At 64.1% G+C, this 16,564-nt stretch carries 16 protein-coding genes and 2 pseudogenes; 9 read left to right on the top strand and 9 right to left on the bottom strand.

Annotated elements, in window-relative coordinates:
• The 3 genes and pseudogenes from RM2_RS25170 to RM2_RS11150 form a co-directional block, all read left to right on the top strand.
• A pseudogene (locus RM2_RS25170) lies at positions 1 to 259 on the top strand (hypothetical protein); the annotation flags it as partial.
• Complete coding sequence (locus RM2_RS25165; protein WP_307718086.1) at positions 240 to 449, top strand: zinc ribbon domain-containing protein; 210 nt, start codon at positions 240 to 242, stop codon at positions 447 to 449. The pseudogene RM2_RS25170 and the gene RM2_RS25165, both read left to right, overlap by 20 nt.
• Before the next feature lie 215 nt (positions 450 to 664).
• Positions 665 to 3,031: an arylsulfatase gene (locus RM2_RS11150; RefSeq protein WP_072689107.1), complete on the top strand. Its 2,367-nt coding sequence runs from the start codon at positions 665 to 667 to the stop codon at positions 3,029 to 3,031.
• A gap of 56 nt (positions 3,032 to 3,087) precedes the next feature.
• Here RM2_RS11150 and RM2_RS11145 read toward each other — a convergent pair whose 3' ends face one another.
• The 4 genes and pseudogenes from RM2_RS11145 to RM2_RS11130 form a co-directional block, all read right to left on the bottom strand.
• Complete coding sequence (locus RM2_RS11145) at positions 3,088 to 3,546, bottom strand: complement resistance protein TraT (RefSeq protein WP_245813842.1); 459 nt, start codon at positions 3,544 to 3,546, stop codon at positions 3,088 to 3,090.
• A gap of 174 nt (positions 3,547 to 3,720) precedes the next feature.
• A complete protein-coding gene (locus RM2_RS11140; protein ID WP_072689065.1) occupies positions 3,721 to 4,323 on the bottom strand; it encodes a DUF8020 domain-containing protein in 603 nt (200 codons plus the stop codon).
• Positions 4,324 to 4,503: 180 nt separating this feature from the next.
• Positions 4,504 to 5,576 (bottom strand): annotated as a pseudogene (locus RM2_RS11135) (class I SAM-dependent methyltransferase).
• Positions 5,577 to 5,753: 177 nt separating this feature from the next.
• Positions 5,754 to 6,680, bottom strand: coding sequence for a DNA-3-methyladenine glycosylase family protein (locus RM2_RS11130; protein WP_072689103.1), 927 nt, complete (start codon positions 6,678 to 6,680; stop codon positions 5,754 to 5,756).
• Between the two features lie 72 nt (positions 6,681 to 6,752).
• On the opposite strand from RM2_RS11130, the gene RM2_RS11125 reads away from it, so the two are divergent.
• Both RM2_RS11125 and RM2_RS11120 read left to right on the top strand, forming a co-directional pair.
• Positions 6,753 to 7,280: a ribonuclease H family protein gene (locus RM2_RS11125; RefSeq protein WP_072689064.1), complete on the top strand. Its 528-nt coding sequence runs from the start codon at positions 6,753 to 6,755 to the stop codon at positions 7,278 to 7,280.
• A gap of 22 nt (positions 7,281 to 7,302) precedes the next feature.
• Positions 7,303 to 8,193, top strand: coding sequence for an amidohydrolase family protein (locus RM2_RS11120; protein ID WP_072689062.1), 891 nt, complete (start codon positions 7,303 to 7,305; stop codon positions 8,191 to 8,193).
• A gap of 109 nt (positions 8,194 to 8,302) precedes the next feature.
• Here the strand turns inward: RM2_RS11120 and RM2_RS11115 are convergent, their stop codons facing one another.
• Positions 8,303 to 8,782 carry an ArsI/CadI family heavy metal resistance metalloenzyme gene (locus tag RM2_RS11115; RefSeq protein ID WP_072689101.1) on the bottom strand — a complete coding sequence of 160 codons (480 nt, stop codon included), beginning with the start codon at positions 8,780 to 8,782 and terminating at the stop codon, positions 8,303 to 8,305.
• A 92-nt stretch (positions 8,783 to 8,874) separates the two neighbouring features.
• Here RM2_RS11115 and RM2_RS11110 point away from each other — a divergent pair, with 92 nt between their 5' ends.
• Positions 8,875 to 9,234, top strand: a complete 360-nt coding sequence (locus tag RM2_RS11110) for an Rv2640c family ArsR-like transcriptional regulator (RefSeq protein ID WP_072689061.1) — start codon at positions 8,875 to 8,877, stop codon at positions 9,232 to 9,234.
• Positions 9,235 to 9,395: 161 nt separating this feature from the next.
• Positions 9,396 to 10,328, top strand: a complete 933-nt coding sequence (locus RM2_RS11105; protein ID WP_072689060.1) for an esterase/lipase family protein — start codon at positions 9,396 to 9,398, stop codon at positions 10,326 to 10,328.
• 118 nt (positions 10,329 to 10,446) lie between these two features.
• Here the strand turns inward: RM2_RS11105 and RM2_RS11100 are convergent, their stop codons facing one another.
• Both RM2_RS11100 and RM2_RS11095 read right to left on the bottom strand, forming a co-directional pair.
• Positions 10,447 to 11,253: an ABC transporter ATP-binding protein gene (locus RM2_RS11100; protein WP_072689059.1), complete on the bottom strand. Its 807-nt coding sequence runs from the start codon at positions 11,251 to 11,253 to the stop codon at positions 10,447 to 10,449.
• Positions 11,250 to 11,942, bottom strand: a complete 693-nt coding sequence (locus tag RM2_RS11095; RefSeq protein WP_072689058.1) for a FadR/GntR family transcriptional regulator — start codon at positions 11,940 to 11,942, stop codon at positions 11,250 to 11,252. Before RM2_RS11095 ends, RM2_RS11100 begins: the two co-directional genes overlap by 4 nt.
• A gap of 104 nt (positions 11,943 to 12,046) precedes the next feature.
• Here RM2_RS11095 and RM2_RS11090 point away from each other — a divergent pair, with 104 nt between their 5' ends.
• Entirely contained in the window at positions 12,047 to 12,508 is a 462-nt protein-coding gene (locus RM2_RS11090) for a PPOX class F420-dependent oxidoreductase (RefSeq protein ID WP_072689057.1), read from the top strand.
• 16 nt (positions 12,509 to 12,524) lie between these two features.
• Here RM2_RS11090 and RM2_RS11085 read toward each other — a convergent pair whose 3' ends face one another.
• Positions 12,525 to 13,781: an Nramp family divalent metal transporter gene (locus RM2_RS11085; RefSeq protein ID WP_072689056.1), complete on the bottom strand. Its 1,257-nt coding sequence runs from the start codon at positions 13,779 to 13,781 to the stop codon at positions 12,525 to 12,527.
• A gap of 167 nt (positions 13,782 to 13,948) precedes the next feature.
• Between RM2_RS11085 and RM2_RS11080 the strand changes: the two genes are divergently transcribed.
• Positions 13,949 to 15,127 carry an acyl-CoA dehydrogenase family protein gene (locus tag RM2_RS11080; protein ID WP_072689055.1) on the top strand — a complete coding sequence of 393 codons (1,179 nt, stop codon included), beginning with the start codon at positions 13,949 to 13,951 and terminating at the stop codon, positions 15,125 to 15,127.
• Here the strand turns inward: RM2_RS11080 and pdxR are convergent.
• Entirely contained in the window at positions 15,124 to 16,548 is a 1,425-nt protein-coding gene (pdxR, locus tag RM2_RS11075; RefSeq protein WP_072689054.1) for a MocR-like pyridoxine biosynthesis transcription factor PdxR, read from the bottom strand. The two genes, RM2_RS11080 and pdxR, sit on opposite strands and share 4 nt — an antisense overlap.
• Positions 16,549 to 16,564: the final 16 nt, after the last annotated feature.

The raw sequence follows: 16,564 nt of genomic DNA, 5'->3' as shown, positions 1-16,564 counted from the left end.
AAGGAAGAACACCAAATCCGCGACACGGCTGCTGCGGCGCAGGGCTCGGAAGGAAGCCCGATTCGCCGCCGACGTCAACCACCAAATTTCGAAGAAGATCGTGGCCGAAGCTGAACGCACCGGACGCGGCATCGCCCTGGAAACGGGTACGGCTCCGCAAGCCCCAACGGGCCACACACTCGAGCTGGGCGTTCGCGCAGCTCGGGGCCTTCATCGCATACAAGGCCGCTCGGGCAGGGGTGCCGGTGGCGTCGGTTGATCCGGCGAACACCAGCCGCCGCTGCATCCGGTGCGGTCACATCGACAAGAAGAACCGGCCCCGTCAGGACCGGTTTGCTTGCCTCGACTGCGGTTTCGTTGAACACGCAGACATTGTCGGCTCGATCAACATTGCACATCGAGCCGCCGAAAACTACCGGGCCCAGTCAACGGTCCCTAGTGCGGCGTAACGTCTAGCATCCAGCTAGGCGCTATAGCTGCAAGCTTGGCCCTTCAGGGCCGAGTAGTTGACTCAGGCACCAGTGAATTCGACGGCCTCGTGACAGTCGGCGCACGGGTGGTCTCCGCTCGGTCTATTCGCTCTCGGAGCCGTGGGGCCAGCGACTATTCTTGGATTCAACATGCAATGTCGGGCGTTTCGATGTACGACAAGGGGTGGGTAGCCATGGTCGATCGAACACGCGATGGTCGCGGGGTACTTCCGATTCCGGATCGGCAGTATGTCGGCCTGGTGACGTATGACGCGAAAGACCCGGACACAACCTTTCCGCCGATCGAGCCACTCCTACCACCCGAGGGTGCCCCGAATGTGCTCGTCATCCTGCTCGATGACGTGGGTTACGGGGCAAGCAGCGCCTTCGGTGGGCCGGTAAACACCCCCACCGCGGAACGTTTGCAGGGTGGCGGGCTCACCTACACCCGGTTCCATACCACTGCTTTGTGTGCGCCGACCCGGACCGCGCTGCTCAGCGGCCGCAACCATCACTCGGTCGGGATGGGCGCGATCACCGAGATGTCGACCTCGGCGCCGGGTTCGTCCGGCCTGCGCCCGAACACCAAGGCTGCCCTGCCCATGACGTTGAAACTCAACGGCTACTCGACAGCCCAATTCGGCAAGTGCCACGAGGTGCCGCCGTGGCAGACCTCGCCGGTCGGCCCATTCGATGCCTGGCCCTCCGGTGGCGGAGGATTCGAGCACTTCTACGGATTCATCGGGGGCGAGACCAACCAGTACTACCCGGCGCTCTACGAGGGCTTCGCCCCGGTGGAACCGGAGAAGACACCCGAGGAGGGTTACCACCTCACCGAAGACCTGGCCGACCACGCCATCGATTGGGTGCGCACCCAGAAGTCACTCGCGCCCGACAAGCCGTTCTTCGTCTACTTCGCTCCCGGCGCCACGCACGCACCGCACAGCGTGCCGAAAGGGTGGGCAGACAAATACTCCGGCAAGTTCGCGGGCGGCTGGGACGCGCAGCGTGAATCGACACTCGAGAAGCAGAAGCAGCGAGGGGTTGTTCCCCCAGACGCCGAACTGACCGCTCGTCCGGAGGCGATCCCCGCGTGGGACGAGATGGATGATGCCCTCGGGTCGGTGCTCGAACGTGAGATGGAGGTGTACGCAGGATTTCTCGAGCACACCGACTTTCAGGTCGGGCGCATCATCGACGCGATCGACGCGCTGGGTGCTCTCGAGAACACACTCGTCTATTACATCATCGGTGACAACGGAGCCTCCGCAGAGGGAACGCTCAACGGAGCATTCAACGAGATTGCGAGCTTGAACGGACTCGGCGCAATCGAGACGCCGGAGTTCATGGTGGAGGTCAAGGACAAACTCGGAACGACCGAGGCCCACAACCACTACGCGGTGGGCTGGGCGTGGGCCATGTGCGCACCCTTCCAGTGGACCAAGCAGGTCGCCTCGCACTGGGGTGGCACCCGTAACGGCACCATCGTGCACTGGCCCGCCGGGATCACCGCCAAAGGTGAGACCAGGTCCCAGTTCAGCCACGTCATCGACGTGGCGCCAACGGTACTCGAGGCGGCGGGCCTTCCTGAGCCCACCTTCGTCAACGGTGTTCAGCAGTCGCCGATCGAGGGCACCAGCATGCTGTACAGCTTCAATGAGGTAGCCGCGCCGGAACGACACGACCTGCAGTATTTTGAAATGTTCGGTAACCGCGGCATCTACTACAAGGGCTGGAGCGCCGTGACCAAGCACAACACGCCCTGGCTGGCGAACGAGGTTCCGCCCGCGCTCGACGATGACGTGTGGGAACTTTACGACGGAACCACCGATTGGACGCAGGCTCGCGACCTGGCCGCCGAGATGCCGGAGAAACTCGCAGCGTTGCAGAGGCTGTGGTTGATCGAGGCAGTGAAATATAACGTGCTGCCGATAGACGACCGCCGGTACGAACGGTTGAACGCGACCATTTCCGGCCGTCCGCAACTGATTTCGGGCAACAAGCAGGTGCTGTTTCCCGGAATGAAGCGGCTCAGCGAGAACAGTATCCTCGACATCAAGAACCGGTCGTTCACGGTCACGGCGGCGATCGAGACACCCGAGAAGGGTGCCACCAATGGTGTGATCATCGCACAGGGCGGTCGCTTCGGCGGATGGGCTCTGCACGTCGATGCGGGCCGTGCCAAGTTCGTCTACAACCTGCTCGGCTTGACGGAGTTCGTGATCACGGCGAACGAGGACGTCGCCGCGGGAAGCCGTCAGGTCCGAGCCGAGTTCACTTACGACGGCGGCGGTCTCGCAAAGGGTGGTGACGTCACTCTCTATTACGACGGCCGCAGTGTCGGCACCGGCCGGGTTGAACAGACCCACCCGATGATTTTCTCCGCGGACGAGACAACTGACATCGGCGACGACTACGGGATGCCCGTCAGCGCGGACTACAACGGCGCCACCAAGTTCAACGGACGCATCGAGGTCGTGCAGATAGACGTCGGCGACGACGACCACTCTCACCTGATCGACCCGGTAGAAGTCGCGAGGGTGGCCATGAGCCGCCAGTGACCGGACGCGCCACAGCCCCGGCCCGAGTGAGGCCGGGGCGGCAGCTCGCTCTTCGCTCAGGGTATGGCGAAGAACTGCTCAACTGCGGCCTGCGCATCGGGATTTCCCATATCAATACCGATGACAGCACCCGCAATGGTGCCGATAGCGGTGCCGAGAATGCAGCCGGCGAGGATGTTCGGGAAGATCGACACGCACCCGACAACCGAGCCGACGTTGGCACCGATCGCAAGGCCCGGCAAGCCCCCGTTGTTCCAGCCGATGTTGACTTCGTTGGTCATGTTGTCGAAGGCGGCCTGTTTGGCATCGTTCTCCGGAAAGAACTGTTCAGCCACCTGGCTGCTACCGCCGTCGGAAGTCGGGGTCATCAAAGGTTGCGACCAGTCGATTTCCTGAGGTGCGGGCTCGGCGTGCGCCGTTCCCGCACCGACGGCCATCGCACAGGCGACCAACACGGACAACGTTAGAGATCTGAAGAGTTTCATGGACATCCCGCCATGTCGTAGTTCGAACACGGACCTCACCTGAGTGCACCGAACATCTTGTGCGTGGACCATATTCGCTGGAAACCGAACGGCTACATGAAGATGTGGGTGCGCAGTGATGCTCCCCGTCTTGCAGCTACGTCATAGCCCTCCCGGAATCGTTTCTCGCAGTGAGACGGAACCATCTTTCAGGGTTCCGAGGAATTACAGGGTTCCGAGGTATTCGTAGACCGCCGGCGTCACAGCGGGGTTGGCGTTGCTGATTCCGGTGACGGCTCCGATCGCCGCGCCTACCACGGCACCGGGGATACAACCGCCGATGACGAAGAAGATGCATCCGACGACAAAGCCGATGCCGGCGCCTACAGCAGTCGCCGTCTCGCCGCCGTTCACCCAACCGATCTGGATCTCGTTCATCATGTTGGCGTAAGCTGCGTCCTGGTCGACCGGCGTAAGGGCGAGGGTTCCCGCGACGGGTGTCGTCGTAGGCGTCAGGCTGAGTAACTTGCCGTCCTCGCTGACCATCGGGTCGATCGCGAACTGCACGCCTGCGATCGAGTACCGAAGTGGGATCGTGGCCACCCTCGCTCCGGAACCGTTGGTGACGTCGACGGCTGCGGCCGTCGTAGCCAAGGTGAAGGCCCCCGAGTCGATTGAAGTATCTACCGATCGACCGTCGGCGCTCAGACTGGTGTGCGAGGTGACGGTCTGGCCGACTGGAGTGGGGGCGGCGTAAGCGGTGCCCACTCCTACACACAAGGTTGCGATCAGCAGCGCTGCCAGCGCTGTCACTCTATGCAGTTTCATGGTGTGTCCCCGGTAGTAGCGGATGACAATCGACTAATCTGGTTCGACCTGACGCTCCACAGTTACCCCGACCGGTGAACGCGCCCGTAACCTGCCTACTGTTGTCATCTTCCCCCGTCGGGTGTCCCAGTTTTCGGTGTTTCCGAAAAACACGTATGTAGTGGGGTGCCCGGCCTCTTGTTACACGGTGAGGCGATAGAAGCGCCAGAACCCGAAATCCTCGATCGGTAGGATGTCCATGGTGCCGAACCCAGCGGCTTCGGCGTAGCCGCGCAATGTGCTCGGTCGCATGACGGTTCCGGTTCCCGCGCTGGGGGTGTGGTTCATGCCGTCGGGTAGGCAGACGGTGAGACTGAACCCGTACATCAGTCGCTCGATGTCACTTCCGGGTGCAGAGAACTCGTCGTCCACTGCTTCGTCCATCACGATCAGTGCTCCACCAGGTTTGAGAGACCTTCGAACCGCGGCCAGCACCTCCACCGGCGCGGGCATGTCGTGGACGCACTCGAAAGCGAAAGCCGCGGTGCAACTGTCTTCGGCAATTCCCGCGGCGTCCGATTCCGTGATGGTGATCCGCTCGGCGACGTCGGGCTGGGCGCGGACGTTGGTCTTCGCGAGTTCGACGGTCGCGGTGTCGATGTCGTAGCCGTGGAGTCGAGCGTTCGGGTATGCGCGAGCCAAGGCGATCGTGGACCATGCCCCGCCACAGCCGATGTCGGCGATGACGGCGTCGGGCGTCCGCAGTAGATCGTCCACCTCCGGTACCGACGCGAGGGCGCTGGGCAGAGCTCCCTCGTACCAGGGCCGGTTCATGTCGGCCTGTGACTCGCGGGCATCGGCACCGTACTGCGCCCACCCCACCCCGCCGCCTGTGCGATACGCCTCCAGCAATGCGGGCATCTGGATGGCCGCACCGACGAAGATGCGTGTCAGCGGCGCGAGGTAGGCGAGACTGCGTTCGTTCGTGAGGACTTCGGCGGCACCGGCGGTCATGCGAATGTCCTGGGTTCGGTGGAGTCCATCAGCGAGAGAAGTCCAGATACGGCCTGTTGCTCGAGCCACTCCTGTGCGTACCGCGGGTGGGTCGAGGTGCGGTCCGCCAACTCGTCCGCCGTCGCCGGGCCGTGCGTCGCGAGACTGCGATACCAGCCGAGACGGTCTCCCAGATGGATGGAGAGCAGGTCGATCGTGCCGAGTGAAGTCTCGAGAATTCGCTGGGAAACGGCTTCGGCTTCGGATGCGGGGGTGGACATCGCTGACCTCCGGTCGGAGTGCGGGGCGGAGCTTCGTTATTTCATCGTGAGCTACCGCGCAGGCGGTGTCACGGTTCGTTCGCCAGGCGAAAGGGGCATGGGTGGGGTATCGAAAACCCCACGGCGATGTGTGGATACCGACTCGACATGACCACTTCGTCTCTTCACGGGTCTGATTCAGTGCCGGCTGTGATCGACCGGCGCGGTCCGGGGCCCGAACTTGGGTTTGACGGCGCTACCGCTGACCTGCAGCAGCCGGATGGCGCGATACCGGTGCGGCCGAATCGGTTCGAGATAGGCCACCATCTCTGCGTCGTCGATGGGTTTGCCGAGCAGTGACCATCCCACCACCGCCGCGAGGTGGTAGTCCCCGACGGAAAGGGCATCGGAGTCGCCGAGCGCACGTTGCGCCACCTCGGCCGCCGTCCAGATCCCGACACCAGGGATGGACATCAACCGCCGATTCGCTTCTTCGCGAGGGAGGTCGATGACCTTTTCGAGGCGATCCGCGACCTGAGCACACCGGACGATGGTGCGAGCCCTGCTCGGATCGACGTTGGCGCGATGGAACTCCCACGAAGGCACTCGTCGCCACGCTTCCGCCGTCGGCGGAAGCCTCATGCCGTCCGGGGCGGGGCCGGGAGCGGGCTCGCCAAACTTCCAGACGAGGCGCCGCCACGAGGCGGATGCAGCGATGCCGTGCACGCGCTGTTCGAGGATCGCAGGCACCAGGGCTTCCATCAGTCGGTCCGTGCGGCCCAGGCGCAGGTGCGGGAAGCGGCGGTGTGCTTCGACGAGGATTGGGTGTTCGGGGGTGAAATCCTGGCAGTCGTCGTGGTCGCCGACGAGGTGACCGAGTCCTGCGACCAGTTCCTCAGACCCGGCTCCCCAGGCCTCGCAACGAACGGTGTGGCGGTCGGGTTGGGTGAGGCGATACGTGACAGGTCCGGAGTTCTGCACCGAGGTCCGCCAGATCGAACCGTCGACGGCTTTCCGGTGGCAGGGGTCGCCTTTGCCATGCTGAAGAGGCTGGAACGTCATGGCGACGTCCAGGGGACGTCGCGCGGTCACGGTGGCCTCGGCCACTTCCAGCGAAGCTGTCATCCACTGGAGCGTAGCCACCGCGAGGCATACCACTACCGGGGGACGTCGGGGTACGCACGTAAAGTCCCAACCATGATCATCGTGAGTACCGACGGATCCTGCCTCCGCAATCCCGGTGGGGCGATCGGCTGGGCGTGGGTCAATCACGAGGGTCCCAGTCAATCGGGTGGTGAGCCCTCAGGTACCAACCAGATCGCGGAACTGCGGGCGTTGCTCGAGGCGATCACAGCGCATCCCGGATCGGATCCGCTGTTGATCGAGTCCGATTCCCAGTACGCCATCAAGTGTGCTTCCGAGTGGCTTCCCGGGTGGAAGCGCAAGGGGTGGAAGACTGCAGGCGGCACTCCCGTCAAGAACCTCGCAGTGGTGCAGTCCATTGATCGGGCCATCAGCGAACGCTCCGGGCCCGTTCGGTTCCGCTGGGTGCGCGGTCACGTCGGCAACCACTACAACGAGATGGCGGACGTGCTCGCAGGCGAGGCAGCGCGCGCCGTCGCGTCAGGCGAGATGGCTCCCACGACGACGGTCGCAACTACGCCGGTGTCGGCATCCGCCGGACCGTCCCGCACCGACGCTGACGACGCGTTCACACTATTCTGAACACACCCGTTGCGGAGGAGTAGTGACCGAGAATCTGCGGGTGCAGGAATTCTGGCGTGGCCTGGGGCTTCCCGGCATCATCGACGTCCACACCCACTTCATGCCCGCGAACGTGATGGATAAGGTGTGGAGTTACTTCGACGCAGCCGGCCCCCTCACAGGGCGTGAGTGGCCGATCCGTTACCGGCACGATGAAGATGTCCGCGTCGAACACCTTCGCGGGTTCGGTGTCCGGCGATTTACGTCGATGATCTATCCGCACAAGCCGAACATGGCTGTGTGGCTGAACCAATGGTCGGCTGAGTTCGCAGCCCATACACCCGACTGCCTGTTGACATCCACGTTCTACCCGGAGGAGTCCGCGGCGGCGTATGTCGCCCAGGCGATCGAGTCGGGTACCCGTGTCTTCAAGTCGCACATCCAGGTGGGTGATTATTCGCCCAACGACCCTCTCCTCGACCCCGTGTGGGGAGTACTGGAGGAGTCCGGCGCCCCCGTTGTCATCCACTGCGGTTCAGGGCCCGCGCCCGGCAGATACACCGGTCCTGAGCCCATTGCCGAGTTGCTGGCGAGGTATCCCGGATTGCATCTGATCATTGCGCACATGGGACTGCCGGAGTATCGGGACTTTTTGGAAATGGCTGCGAAGTACGCCGGCGTCTACCTCGACACCACCATGGTCTTTACCGACTTCACCGAAGAGATGACGCCGTTTCCGCGTGATCAGGTGCACCGACTGGCGGATCTGCAGGACCGCATCGTGTTCGGCAGCGACTTTCCCAATATTCCGTATCCGTACGTGGACGCGCTCGAGGGTCTCACCCGATTCGACCTCGGCGAGGCGTGGTTGCGTGCGGTATGTCACGACAATGCGGCGCGGCTATTCGACGTCGGACTACCGGACCTCGCGTGACAAGTGAGAACCCCGCGCCGATCAGCCCGGTTCGGTGGGTCGGCAAGCGCCGGCAGATCGGCTGACACCACGGTGGGCGGCGGGGTCTCAGCCGATCTGCCGGTCAGCGCTATGACGAACCGCAGCACACGGCCGGGGAGTCCTGTTCATCGGATGAACCGCAGCACGCGGCCGGGGAGTCCTGCTCATCTGCCGCTGCCGCTGCCGCTGCCGTGCCGAACGTGTCGCTGTCGGCCAGCACCGTGTAAACCTCCCATTTCTCACCCGCAGGACCGGTGACCCACACTTTGTCCTGGGTGGCAAAGCAACAGGTGGTGCCGATCTCTTCTGCGGTGAAGAGCCCTTCGTCGCTCAACCTGGCGATCTCCTTGTGCACCGTCTGGCTGGAGTCGACCTCGACTCCGAGGTGATTGATGGTGCCGCCGGTTCCTGGATTTTCGAAGAGGACGAGCTTGAGCGGCGGTTCGGCGATCGCGAAATTGGCGTATCCCTCCTTGACCTTCGCAGGTGCCGTGCCAAAAAGCTTCGAGTAGAACTCGACGGCCTGACCGAGGTCGTCGACGTTGAGGGCGAGCTGTACGCGTGACATGAGAACCTCCACCTATTCGACATATGTTGAATTACTCCTCGACTATGCACTACCTTTTTGACGTATGTCAAGAAGGTAGGCAGAATAGGTGCATGCCCAAGACCCTGCCCCTGATCGACGCGACCGCACCGATTTGCTGCACCCCCGTCGCATCGGGGCCGATTTCAGATGGCGCAGCCCTCGAGGTAGCGGTTCGGCTGAAGGCCCTCGCCGATCCGGTACGGATCAAGCTGATGTCGATCCTGCTCTGCACCAGCGATGGGGAAGTCTGTACGTGCGATCTCGCCGATGGACTCGGTCTGTCGGAGTCGACGATCAGCCATCATTTGGGGCAACTCAAGAAGGCGGGCATGGTGATCCCGACCCGGCGCGGAATGAATGTCTACTACCGGGCGCAACCCGATGCGCTCGAGGCTCTTCGATTCGTCCTGGATCCGAATTGCTGCCCCTAGCACCTATTCTTTAGCAACATCATTCACCCCGACGGTGTGTGGCGATTTAAAACCCGCTCGCCGACGGCCGTCCCGTAGGTTGGTCTTCTCTTCCTCCTGTTATTGTGCTCGGCGGCGCAACTGTGGCCGATGGCTGGACCGAGGCGTGAGGGAGTAGCCGGATGCGGTGGAAGAAATCGGGTCGGTTGTCGGCGGTCGTGGCAGCGGTCGCCACGGTGGCGCTGAGTGTCGGGGGTGCTCAGGCGAGTGCTGATCCCGCGCCGTTGCCGGTGTCCTATTCCTCGCTCCCGGCGCTGGGGACGGCGGTGGTGAACCCGGATTCGGATCCGCCCGGCGCGAACGACTGGTCCTGCCGCCCCACGGAGGCCCACCCGCGGCCCGTAGTGTTGACGCACGGCACCCTGGCGAACATGACGATCAACTGGGCGACGCTGTCCCCGCTGTTGACGAACAACGGGTACTGCGTGTTCGCCCTCAACTTCGGTCAGGAGTTCGACGCGAACTACGTCGGTCTACCGGGCGCGAGCAAAGCCGGCGCGACCGGTTCGATGGAGGGTTCGGCCTCCCAGTTGGCCGACTTCGTCGAACGAGTGAAGTCGGCGACAGGTGCCCCGAAAGTGGACATCGTCGGGCATTCGCAGGGCGGTTCGATGCCCCGCTACTACTTGAAGAATCTCGGTGGAGCGACGTCGGTGGACAAGTTGATCGCGCTCGCACCATCGAATCACCCCGGTTCGTCGGAGGCGCTCGGACAGATCCCCGGAGCCAACGAGGCGTTTGGTACCGCGGGGTTCGAGCAGTCGGAGCGCTCCGACTTCCTGAACCAATTGAACGCGGGCGGCGAAACGATGCCCGGCGTCTCGTACACCGTGATCGCCACTCGGTACGACGAGATCGTCGCGCCCTATACGTTGGCGTTTCTCACAGGCCCGAACGTCGTGAACATTCTGTTGCAGGACGAATGCCCGCAGAACTTGTCCGATCACCTTTCGCTGGCGTTCGACAGGCTCGCTCTCAGCCACGTACTCAACGCGCTGGACCCGAGCTACCCCGTTGCCGCGTGCGAATTCTCGCCGCCGGTCATCGGGGGCTAGGACTGGCTGGAACGGTCATGACAGGCCGCGGAACGCCGTCGCGGTGACGATGAGGACGGCACCGTGGAGTGGGGTGCGGCTGAGGATGATCGCCCCTTGCCGAATGCGCCAGTAGGCATCATCCCACCGTTTCGGGCACCTGCGTCTGCGCGCCCCATCGGCCGCGCTGCCGGGTGATTTCGATGGGGTGGTCGAAGCACTCGCTGATGTGTGCCGTGGTGAGGACATCCGACACCTCACCGTGCGCGATCACCCGACCGTCGCGGACGAGGACCGCGTGGGTGGTGGTCATCGGGATCTCCTCGAGGTGGTGTGTGACGAGGATGCTGGCGAGATTCGGGAGGCGGACTCGTAATTCATCCAGTGCGGTGAGGAGTTGTTCGCGCGCAGCCAGATCCAGTCCAGTGGCGGGCTCGTCGAGCAGGAGGAGTTGGGGCTCGGCGACCAGTGCGCGAGCGATCAGGGCGCGGCCGCGTTCGCCTTGAGATAAGTTCGGCCACAGAGCATCTGAGCGATCATGCATTCCAAGCGAGGTGATCAGTTCATCGGCGCGGGCGACCTGCTCTTTGGTGGGCGACCAGCGGGGAACGAATTCGGGAGTATTGGTGAGGCCGGTGAGCACCACATCGCGCACCGTCAGGGGCCGCTGGACCGTGTGCCGGGGGTTCACGTGACCGATGCGGGCGCGCAACTCCCTCATATCCACTCGACCGAGTCGGTGACCTAGTACGTGAATGATTCCGTGTGTCGGATGAGCGAAGGCACCGAGCATGCTCAGCAGCGTGCTCTTGCCTGCCCCGTTCGCGCCGAGGAGCACCCAGTGCTGGCCTCGTTCGATGCGGAGTGTCACATCGCTGAGTAGATACCGTCCGCTCCGCACGAGGTCGACGTGTTCGGCGCTGACGACCGAATCGGTGGTGGTCACTGGGCTTCACCTTTCCGCAGCAGCATCATGACGGGATCGAGGTTGGCGGCGGTGGCGGCGACGGCCGCCTCGACGTCGCCTGCTTCCAGGGCCCGCAGGAGATCGTCGTGAGCGCACCCGGTGTCGGGCCGCGCGGGTTCGTGATCGACCAGTTCGGCGAGCGCCTCCACCAACTCGGGCCGGACCGATTCGAATAGGGCAGAGAGGATCGAGTTGCCCGCGATGTTCACGACCGTCGCGTGGAAGTCGAGGTCTGCCGCTACGAACACCGCGGTGGCCTCCTCAGTGCTGTAGTGGCGGGCGGCCAGCATTGCCCGGAGCCGACGAAGGTCTTCGGGGCGTGCGCGTTCTGCCGCCAGCCGGGCCGCCTCGATCTCCAGGGCGCGCCGTACCTCGTACACCTCGAGGAGTCGCGCGCGGCGCAGTAGTTGCTCGAGACCAGCACCGGCTGTGGGTGGGCGCGCCACGAACGTGCCCACACCGTGCCGCACGTCGAGTAGACCGTCGCGGGCGAGGAGTCGGACCGCTTCGCGCACGGACGATCGGCCGACGCCCAGTTCGGCAGCCAGTTCTGCTTCGCTGGGGATGCGAGTGCCCAGGGGCCACTTGCCCGCACTGATCCACTCGGTGAGCAGATCTTCGAGTTGAGGCACAAGTGGGCCGCTCCGGAGGCTGTGATGTGGGGGCATTCCGCGACGTTAACACAGTCCTCAGACCTCTGATGACTGCGTTGAGCATAGGCTGAGTCGGAGAGATCTTCGACTGGGATTCGCAGAAGAGGAGAGGTAAGACCATGGCCATCGCCACCGCTGATCGTGCAACGAGGGAAGAGCTGCTCGACTTCGTCCGTCCGCGCCACGAAAGCGTGCTGATCACCCGGAAGCGCGCGGGAGGGTTGCAGATCTCCCCGGTTACGTCGGGGCTCGACCAGGAAGGCCGGATCGTCGTCTCGACCTACCCGCAGCGCGCCAAGGCCGCCAACGTGCGGCACGATCCGGCCGTGAGCGTGTGCGTCCTCTCGGACGAGTTCGGCGGCGCCTACGTGCAGATCGACGGTACCGGGGAGGTGCTGGACATGCCGGAAGCGCTCGAGCCTTTGGTGGAGTACTTCCGCGGAATCTCCGGTGAACACCCGGACTGGGACGAGTACCGCGACGCCATGCGCAAGCAGAACAAGAGCTTGATCCGGATCACCATCGAGGAGTGGGGACCCATCGCCACCGGCGGCTTCCCTCCGGATTCCGGTCGCGGATAGCCACCGGCGCGAGTGATCAGCCGGCGAACGTCAACCAGAGCAGCGACCCGTTGAGGATGACGATCAGCCCGGCAGTTACCCAGGCGGCGATCGTGGTGGCCGCTGCGTTGGTGTGGACGCCCATCAGATCACGACTCGACGTCATCCGTACGAGCGGAATCACGGCGAACGGGATGCACAGACTCAGTACCACCTGGCTGAGGACGAGCGCGAAGGTCGGATCGACGCCGATCGCCAGCACGATTAGCGCGGGAATGAGGGTGACCACGCGGCGCAGCAGCAGCGGGATCCGTATCGACAGTAGGCCGTACATGATCTCGGACCCCGCGGCGCAACCGATAGACGTGGAGGCGAGACCCGAAGCCAGCAGGCCGATGGCGAACACGACCGCGACCGTGGGGCCGAGCGAGTTCTCGATGGCGGCGTGTGCGCCTTCGATGGAGTCGGTGCCGGGAATGCCGCGGAGCGCGGAGGCGGCGAGGAGCAGCATGCCGATGTTCACTGCGCCCGCCACGATCAGGGCACCTACCACGTCCCACTTCGTCGCCCGCAGCAGTCGCGAGAGACGGGGGCCCTCGGGGTGGTGTCCGTGTCGGTCGCGGGCGAGTGCGGAGTGCAGGTAGATCGCGTGCGGCATCACCGTGGCGCCGAGCATGCTCGCGGCCAGAAGCACCGTCTCGGTACCTTCGAAGCGCGGCATCAGGCCGGCAAGCGCGCCCGGACCCGAGACATCCGTATACGCGAGGCCGGTGAGGAACCCGATGGTGATGATCAGTAGGAGTCCGATCACCACGAACTCGAATGTTCGCTGACCGCGCCGGTTCTGGATGGAGAGGATGCCCATCGACACGACCCCGGTGATCAGGCCTCCGAGGAAGAGGGGAACTCCGAACAGGAGGTTGAGTGCGATAGCGCCGCCGATCACCTCGGCGAGGTCGGTGGCGATCGCCATCGCCTCTGCCTGTAGCCAGAACGCGCGTCGGTTGCCGGTCCGCATGCGTGTTCCCAGCATCTGGGGCAGCGACTTGCCGGTGACCAGTCCGAGCTTGGCGGACAGGTACTGCACCAGCACAGCCATGGCATTGGCGAGGACGAGGACCCAGACGAGCAGATATCCGTACTTCGCACCCGCAGTGAGGTTGGCAGCCACATTTCCGGGGTCGACGTAGGCGATGGACGCCACGAAGGCGGGTCCGAGCAGCGCGATCCCGCGCAAACTGCCCTTGCGCGTGGTGCGGCGAGGGAGGAGGGGACTGGGGGCCTCGATACTCACTGGTCTCCTGATCGTGATCGCGCGGGTCTGCCAGATGATTCGTCTCTCCGGACTATAGAGTTAGGCGATACAAACTTTCAAGTTGCGGTAACCGGTTCGTCTTGGAACCCTTTTCTTGGAGCTATATTGTCTAGAACGTGTTCCACTTTCGGTGAAAGGGAGTCCCGATGGGTCAGGTTCTCGACAGGATCGAGGGTGTCGCCGAAGAGATTCGCGGGCAAGCAGGCCGATCCGAGGCTGCCTGCAGGCTCACCGATACCGCTGCGGGACTTCTGCGCGAGTCCGGGGCGATCCGACTGTTGCAGCCCAAGCTCTACGGCGGCTCCGAGGCGCATCCTCATGAGTTCGCCGAAACCGTCATGGGAATTTCGGCGCTCGACGGTGCAAGCGGTTGGGTTGCTGGGATCGTCGGCGTGCACCCATGGGAACTAGCCTTCGCTAATCCGCAGGTGCAGGACGAGATTTGGGGTGAGAACTACGACACATGGATGGCATCGCCGTACGCACCGATGGGTATCGCGACCCCAGTCGACGGTGGCTACGTTCTGACGGGGCGATGGTCCTTCTCCTCGGGCACCGACCACTGCCAGTGGGCGTTCCTGGGGGCGATGGTCGGCGACGGTGAGGGTGGCGTCGCCGTGCCGCCGTCTTCGTTGCACGTGATCCTGCCGCGCACCGATTACCAGATCGTGGAGGACTCATGGGACGTCATCGGTCTGCGCGGAACGGGAAGCAAGGATCTAATCGTCGACGGGGCCTTCATCCCGAACTACCGGACGTTGGATGCGTCGAAGGTGATGGACGGACGCGCTCAGAAGGAGGCGGGAAGGCCGGAACCGCTGTTCAACATGCCGTACTCCTGCATGTTTCCGCTGGGCATCACGGCTGCCGTCATCGGCATCGCCGAGGGTGCGCTCGCGTGCCACATCGCTGTGCAGAGGGATCGCGTGGCGATCACCGGCCAGAAGATCAAGGAAGACCCGTACGTATTGAGTGCGATCGGGGAGTCGGCCGCCGAGATCAATGCGTCGCGGGTATCCCTCATCGAGACCGCGGACCGGTTCTACGACAAGGTAGACGCGGGCAAGGAGATATCGTTCGAGGAGCGTGCGATCGGCCGACGAACCCAGATCGCCGCCGCGTGGCGTGCGGTGCGTGCGGTGGACGAGATCTTCGCGCGCGCCGGGGGCGCCGCGCTGCACTACAGCACACCGATGCAGCGGTTCTGGCGTGACGCGCACGCCGGTCTGGCTCACGCGGTCCATGTGCCCGGCCCCACCAACCACGCGAGCGCTCTTACTCAACTCGGGGGCGAACCGCGGGGGATGATGCGGGCCATGATCTAGGGAATCGGTGAGTGGGGGGTGGGAAGTGCCTGGCACAGAACGTCGATCGTTTCAGCGAACAGGCTCGACGACGGTGTGCCGTAACCGACGACGAGACCATCGACCCGATTTGTGACCGCATCCGGGTGTCGGAACGTGCGCAGGCCCAGGACCTCGAGTCCGAGTGCGGTCGCCCGAGCTACCGTGGCAGTCTCCGTTCCTTCAGGTAGTTCGAGGACGGCATGCAAACCCGCCGCGATTCCGGTGACGTGCACGTGCGGTGCCTGTTCGGCGAGGGTCGCGACCAGGGTGTCGCGTCTCCGGCGATACGAAGTGCGCATCCTGCGGACATGCCGGTCGAACGCACCACTCTCGGCGAAGTCTGCCAGCGTGAGTTGATCCGTGGCACTGACCCATCTCTCGTAGATGCCCTTGACCGCGAGGATGCCGTCGATCAGATTTTCCGGCAACACCATCCAGCCCACGCGGATTGCAGGGGAGAGGGACTTGGTTGCGGTGCCCAGGTAAACCACTTGTTCGGGCGCCAGGCCTTGCAGGGCCCCGATGGGTTGGCGGTCGTAGCGGAACTCGCCGTCGTAGTCATCCTCGATCACGATTCCACCCGTGGTGCGCGCCCATTCCACGAAAGCCGTTCTCCTGCTGTGGTGGAGCGGACCTCCCGTGGGGAATTGATGAGCCGGGGTGAGGAGCGCCGCGGACGGGCGCCGTCCCCCGACATCGGGGGGTCGCGCACCGCGGCTATCGAGTTCCATCGGGATGGTGACGACGCCGGCATCGCAGAGGAGTTCACGATGCAGATGTAGCCCGTACTCCTCGACCGCGAACGCCCCCTTCAGGGAGCGGGCGAGCAGCCAAAGTCCGTGCCCGGAACTCGCGCTGACCACGATGTGCTCGGGATCGGTACGTACCCCTCTTGCGCGCGAAAGATACTCGGCCAGAGCGCGACGGAGTTCGATCCTGCCCCGCGGGTCGCCGTGCCCAAACGCCTCGTTGGGCGCCGCGCTGAGAGCGCGGCGGGCGGATGCAATCCAGGCGGTACGGGGAAACTCGCCGACATCGGGCGAACCCGGCGCCAGGCTCAGTGCCGGACCGGGCGACGAGGTGGTGTGGGCGCGCGGTCCGTGTGAGGGCTGGCCGGCGCGGTCGGCGACCCGGGTTCCAGATCCCTGCCGGGCGGTGAGCCAACCCTCGGCTACGAGTTCGGAATACGCCTCGGCGACCGTGTTTCGGGCGATGCCGAGGTCCACGGCAAGCGTGCGTGAGGCCGGCAGAGTGGTGCCGGCGGCAAGCCGTCCCGACCGAATCGACTCGCGCAGTGCGGAAACCAGATGTGCGCGTACGCCGGACGAACGGGCGCCGCCGGACACGGTCAGATCGAGGTGGAGGTCGCGTCCCAAACCCGAATTGGCCCAAGGTTCCATGATCGAATTGAACCAT

This window comes from Rhodococcus marinonascens NBRC 14363, assembly GCF_001894885.1.
Lineage (GTDB): Bacteria > Actinomycetota > Actinomycetes > Mycobacteriales > Mycobacteriaceae > Rhodococcus_F > Rhodococcus_F marinonascens.
The sequence above is the reverse complement of the archived record's forward strand: the minus strand, read 5'-3'. Positions and strand labels throughout refer to the sequence as shown.

Coding starts and splice junctions, on each gene's coding strand:
- RM2_RS11125 (WP_072689064.1), top strand. CDS start 6,753: ATGATCATCGTGAGTACCGACGGATCCTGCCTCCGCAATCCCGGTGGG.
- pdxR (WP_072689054.1), bottom strand. CDS start 16,548: ATGGAACCTTGGGCCAATTCGGGTTTGGGACGCGACCTCCACCTCGAT.
- RM2_RS11095 (WP_072689058.1), bottom strand. CDS start 11,942: ATGCCCCCACATCACAGCCTCCGGAGCGGCCCACTTGTGCCTCAACTC.
- RM2_RS11090 (WP_072689057.1), top strand. CDS start 12,047: ATGGCCATCGCCACCGCTGATCGTGCAACGAGGGAAGAGCTGCTCGAC.
- RM2_RS11140 (WP_072689065.1), bottom strand. CDS start 4,323: ATGAAACTGCATAGAGTGACAGCGCTGGCAGCGCTGCTGATCGCAACC.
- RM2_RS11115 (WP_072689101.1), bottom strand. CDS start 8,782: ATGTCACGCGTACAGCTCGCCCTCAACGTCGACGACCTCGGTCAGGCC.
- RM2_RS11130 (WP_072689103.1), bottom strand. CDS start 6,680: ATGACAGCTTCGCTGGAAGTGGCCGAGGCCACCGTGACCGCGCGACGT.
- RM2_RS11080 (WP_072689055.1), top strand. CDS start 13,949: ATGGGTCAGGTTCTCGACAGGATCGAGGGTGTCGCCGAAGAGATTCGC.
- RM2_RS11110 (WP_072689061.1), top strand. CDS start 8,875: ATGCCCAAGACCCTGCCCCTGATCGACGCGACCGCACCGATTTGCTGC.
- RM2_RS11105 (WP_072689060.1), top strand. CDS start 9,396: ATGCGGTGGAAGAAATCGGGTCGGTTGTCGGCGGTCGTGGCAGCGGTC.
- RM2_RS11150 (WP_072689107.1), top strand. CDS start 665: ATGGTCGATCGAACACGCGATGGTCGCGGGGTACTTCCGATTCCGGAT.